Annotated in this window: 6 protein-coding genes; all 6 read left to right on the top strand. The window is 70.9% G+C overall.

All coding sequences use genetic code 11. The features are described 5' to 3' along the window. Positions 1 to 778: DUF881 domain-containing protein (locus ACYVE9_RS15250; RefSeq protein WP_461028386.1), on the top strand; the 778-nt coding region annotated here is incomplete at its 5' end. A gap of 129 nt (positions 779 to 907) precedes the next feature. Continuing rightward, the gene (locus ACYVE9_RS15245) at positions 908 to 1759 is read left to right on the top strand and encodes an FHA domain-containing protein (RefSeq protein ID WP_461028387.1); all 852 of its coding nucleotides are present in this window, start codon (positions 908 to 910) and stop codon (positions 1757 to 1759) included. A 21-nt stretch (positions 1760 to 1780) separates the two neighbouring features. After that, positions 1781 to 2536, top strand: a complete 756-nt coding sequence (gene ftsR, locus ACYVE9_RS15240; protein ID WP_461028385.1) for a transcriptional regulator FtsR — start codon at positions 1781 to 1783, stop codon at positions 2534 to 2536. Positions 2537 to 2598: 62 nt separating this feature from the next. Beyond that, on the top strand, positions 2599 to 3072 hold the full coding sequence (locus tag ACYVE9_RS15235; RefSeq protein WP_031507213.1) for a bifunctional nuclease family protein: 474 nt from the start codon (positions 2599 to 2601) through the stop codon (positions 3070 to 3072). 191 nt (positions 3073 to 3263) lie between these two features. Beyond that, positions 3264 to 3863, top strand: coding sequence for a MerR family transcriptional regulator (locus ACYVE9_RS15230; protein ID WP_461028384.1), 600 nt, complete (start codon positions 3264 to 3266; stop codon positions 3861 to 3863). 76 nt (positions 3864 to 3939) lie between these two features. Further along, positions 3940 to 5067: DNA polymerase IV (locus ACYVE9_RS15225; protein ID WP_461028383.1), on the top strand; the 1128-nt coding region annotated here is incomplete at its 3' end.

Here is a 5067-nt window from a genome sequence, read left to right as displayed (position 1 = left end):
GGCGGCCGCGGACGGCGCCGGGAGCGAGCCGGCCGTCGACGGTGCGGAGCCGTCGGCACCCACCGGAAGGCAGCGCCTGGTGGCGGGCCTGTGGCCGCCCAGGGTGAACCGCAAGCAGCTGGTCGCCGCTCTGCTGCTGTTCGTCCTGGGGCTCGGCCTGGCCATCCAGGTGCGGTCCACCAGCGAGGGGAGCGCGCTGCGCGGCGCGCGCCAGGAGGACCTGGTCCGCATCCTCGGCGAGTTGGACGACCGTACGTCTCGCCTGGAGGACGAGAAGCGCCGCCTGGAACGCCAGCGGTCGGAGCTGGAGAACAGCTCCGACCAGGCGGAGGAGGCCCGCAAGCAGACGCAGGAACGGGAGCGGCAGCTCGGCGTGCTGGCCGGCACGGTCGCCGCCGAGGGGCCGGGCATCCGGCTGAGGATCGGCGACCCGGTCGACGCGGTGAAGGCCGACCAGCTGCTGAACGCGATCCAGGAGCTGCGGGCGGCGGGCGCCGAGGCGATCCAGATCAACGACGTCCGGGTGGTGGCGCGCACGTACTTCACCGACTCCGGGAGCGGTGTGCGCATCGACGGGCGCCGCGTCTCCCCGCCGTACCGCTTCGAGGTCATCGGGCAACCGCAGGATCTCGAGCCCGCACTCAACATCCCCGGTGGGGTCGTCCAGACCCTTGAGAAGGAGCAGGCAACCGTGTCCATCAACCGTTCGGAGAAGATCGTCGTGGACGCCTTGCGGTTGGCGAAGCGGCCTGACTACGCTCAGTCGTCATCGCAGTGACCGAGCGGTGAATCGGGTGCGGAGTGATGTGGTGATCGGGGTCACGTGCTTCCCGGGGGGTCGGCGATCCGATGGGGCGTCGCGTGGGGGAAACTGTCTTAAGGCCACGGACGTTGCAGGGATGTCCGGATCGGCCGGAGTGTGCGTCGAGGGTCTGTCCTGCCCCACGGGCGGGTCTGTTTCATGCGAGGGGAAGCGCCCGTGAGTTTTCTTGCGAAGTTGTTCGGCAAGCGCCAGTCCGAAAAGGACGGCGCACCGCGTCACCGTGCCTCGCGGCACGGTGACGACACGTCGCCGTCGACCGGTGACGGCACCGAGCGGCCGTTGTTCCGTGACGAGACGCGGGCCGGCGGCGGCGAATCGGGTGGTCACGGCCAGGTCTCTGTTGACCGGGGTGCTCCCGGCCGCATAGGTTCCGAAGAACCATCAACCTCAAGTAAGGGTGGAGGGTTCGACGTGCCGGTCTGTACGAGGTGCGGCAACCGCGCCGCTGAGGCGAGCCGGTTCTGTTCCAACTGCGGTGCGCCGCTGCGCGGCGGGTCTCCCGCCGCCGAGCGGCCCTCCGAGACGACCTCCACCATCTCGATCTCCGGACTCGAGGCCTACGACGCGGAGGCCACCGGGCAGACGCCGATGCTCTCCCCGGAGGCGCTCGCCGCGGTCGAGGCGCTGCCGATGGGGTCGGCCCTTCTCGTGGTGCGACGCGGTCCCAACTCGGGCAGCCGCTTCCTGCTGGACGGCGAGCTGACCACGGCCGGCCGGCATCCGCAGAGTGACATCTTTCTCGACGACGTGACGGTGTCGCGCCGGCACGTCGAGTTCCGGCGGGGCCCGGACGGGTCGTTCACCGCTTCCGACGTGGGCAGCCTGAACGGGACGTACGTCAACCGCGAGCCGATCGACTCCGTGGTCCTCAACAACGGCGACGAGGTGCAGATCGGCAAGTTCCGGCTGGTCTTCTTCGCTAGCCAGCGAGGCTGAGGCCCCGTACAGGGAAGGTCCATGCACCACACACCGTCGGGCGGTGCCGGTAACGGCACCGCCGCCGCGGAGCGGGGACCGATGAGCATCGGGGCCGTGCTCCATCTGCTGCGTGAAGAGTTTCCCGAAGTCACCATCTCCAAGATCCGCTTCCTGGAGTCCGAGGGTCTCGTGGAGCCGCAGCGGACCCCCTCTGGCTACCGCAAGTTCAGCCAGGACGACGTGCGGCGTCTCGCGCTCGTGCTGCGGATGCAGCGCGATCAGTACCTCCCGCTGAAGGTGATCAGGGAGCATCTGGACGCGCTGGACCGCGGTGAGCAGGTGCCGGTACCCGCCCAGCCCCGCGACCCCCTGGAGTCCGTCACGGACGCCGTGGAGGGCACCGCCGAGGTGCCTGGTGAGGAGGCGGGACCCCGCGTCGGCCGGGCGGAGCTGCTGGCGGCCGCCGAGGTCGGCGAGGAGGAGCTGCGGGAGTGGGAGGCGTACGGCCTGGTCGCACCGGCGCCCGGCGGCGGTTATCCGGCCGGCGCGGTCGAGGTGGCCCGGCTGGTGGCCGATCTCGGGCGGTTCGGACTGGAGCCGCGTCACCTGCGTGCCGTAAAGGCGGCCGCCGAGCGTGAGGCCGGACTGGTCGAGCAGGTGGTCGCTCCGCTGCGCAGGCACCGGAACCCGCAGACCAGAGCGCATGCCGAGGCGACCGCCGGTGAGTTGGCGGCCCTCTCGGTGCGGTTGCACGCCGCTCTGGTGCGGTCCGCTCTGCGGGTCCGTCTGCGCTGACGGCGGGCACGTGGCGGATGCCCGACTACCCAAACAGGTGGCGCACGACCTAGGGTTGCCGTGTGAACGAGCTCGACGTCGTGGGTGTCCGAGTGGAAATGCCCTCCAACCAGCCGATCGTGCTCCTGCGTGAAGTGGGAGGCGACCGTTACCTCCCCATCTGGATCGGTCCGGGGGAGGCCACAGCCATCGCATTCGCCCAGCAAGGCATGACCCCGGCCCGTCCGCTGACGCATGACCTGTTCAAGGACGTGCTGGAGGCGGTGGGCCAGGAGCTCACCGCTGTCCGTATCACCGACTTGCGGGAAGGCGTCTTCTACGCGGAGCTGGTCTTCGCAAGCGGGGTGGAGGTGAGCGCCCGGCCGTCCGACGCGATAGCGCTGGCGCTGCGCACCGGCACCCCCATCTACGGCAGTGACGGTGTCCTGGACGATGCGGGCATCGCCATTCCCGACGAACAGGAGGACGAGGTGGAGAAGTTCCGCGAGTTCCTGGACCAGATCTCACCCGAGGACTTCGGCTCCAGCAACCAGTGACCTTCGATCAGGCGGTCAGATGACCAATCTGTCGTCTGTTCCCCGGTTGAGGTCACGCCAAACCACTCGTCGGGTGGTTATCACCCGGCGTGGCGAGCGCGGCGATCGTTGACGCACCCCGAGCGACTGCCTACCGTCGTGGAGGCAGGTTCCGGGAGGACTCCCGGAGCGTGAAGGGATGGAGGGTCGGCGTGAGAAGCACCGGCGACGGCCATGCGGCCGGCGGCTCGGTTCCGCTGCACGGAGCCCCCGCGCAGCCTTCTTCCGGCCCGGGTCGTGCGGGCGAGGACGTGCCGCAGGAACAGGTGGGCTACCGGGGCCCGACGGCATGCGCGGCGGCCGGTATCACGTACCGCCAGTTGGACTACTGGGCGCGCACCGGCCTCGTGGAGCCCAGCATCCGGCCCGCCTACGGGTCGGGCACCCAGCGGCTGTACGGCTTCCGGGACGTGGTGGTCCTCAAGATCGTCAAGCGGCTGCTGGACGCCGGTGTGTCGCTGCAGAACATCCGCGCCGCGGTGAGCCACCTGCGGGCGCGGGGCATCGCCGACCTGGCCCGGATGACCTTGATGAGCGACGGCGCGACGGTCTACGAGTGCTCGTCCCCCGACGAGGTCGTGGACCTGCTCCAGGGCGGTCAGGGAGTCTTCGGCATCGCCGTCGGCGTGGTCTGGCGGGACGTCGAGGCGACACTCTCCCAGCTGCACGCGGAATGTGTGGACACCGGTGAGACGCTGACCGGCGACAACCCGGCGGACGAGCTCGCCAGGCGTCGCAATCGCGCGGTCTGAGGCGCACGCAGAGCACTGACACCCGCGGACGCCGTCCGCGGGCGGGTGTCAGTGCTCTGCGGCAGCATGAGGCACTGTGAGACGGGCACCGAGCATCCTGCACCTGGACATGGACGCTTTCTTCGCGGCCGTGGAGCAGGCGGCCAAGCCGAGCCTTCGGGGCAAGCCGGTCGTGGTCGGCGGTCTGGGGCCGCGCGGCGTCGTCGCCACCGCGTCCTACGAGGCCAGGCGGTTCGGGGTGCACTCCGCCATGCCGACCGCCCTGGCCAGGCGCCGCTGCCCGAACGCCGCCTACCTGGTACCGCGCTTCGCCTTCTACCGGCAGATCAGCACCGCCGTGATGGCCCTGCTCGCCCAGCTGTCCCCGCTGGTGGAGCCGCTCAGCCTGGACGAGGCGTTCGTCGACCTGGAAGCCGGTGGGCTCCCCGCCGATGCCGGAGGCGCCGCGGCCCGTCGGATCGGGGAGCGGCTCCGGGCGGACATCAGGGCCACCACCGGACTCAGCGGATCGGTCGGGCTTGCCGCCTCCAAGATGATCGCCAAGATCGCGTCCGAGCAGGCCAAACCGGACGGGCTGGTCCTGATCGAGCCGGGCACCGAGCGCGCGCTGCTGGCGCCGCAGTCGGTGCGCATCCTGCCCGGTGTGGGGCCGGCCACCGCCGACACCCTGCGGCGGGCGGGCATCACCACCGTCGGTGAAGCCGACGAGGCGGGGGAGGCGGAGCTGCTGCGGCTGCTGGGCCGGGCGCACGGCGGTGCGGTGCACACGATGGCCGCCGGCATCGACAACCGGCCGGTGGTGGGGGACCGGGAGTCGAAGTCCGTCTCCGTGGAGGACACCTACGACACCGACATGACAGACCGCACGCGTATCCAGCAGGAGATCGCCCGACTCGCCGAGCGCTGCGCGCAGCGGCTGCGCGGCGCCGGCCGATCGGGCCGCACGGTGGTGATCAAGGTCCGGCGGTACGACTTCGCGACGCTCACCCGGTCGGAGACGCTGCGGGGGCCGACGGACGACAGCGGGGTGATCCGGGAGGCCGCCGCGCGGCTGCTGGACGCGGTCGACACCACCGAGGGCGTGCGGCTGCTCGGCGTCGGTGTGAGCGGCCTGGCGGACTTCACCCAGGAGGACCTGTTCGCGCAGGCGATCCGACCGCCCACGGGCGAGCCGCCGGACCCGGTCAGGCCGGAGCCCACGGGC

This window comes from Streptomyces sparsus (assembly GCF_054776295.1).
Note: the sequence above shows the minus strand (reverse complement) of the source record. Positions and strands in the feature narration are given on the sequence as shown.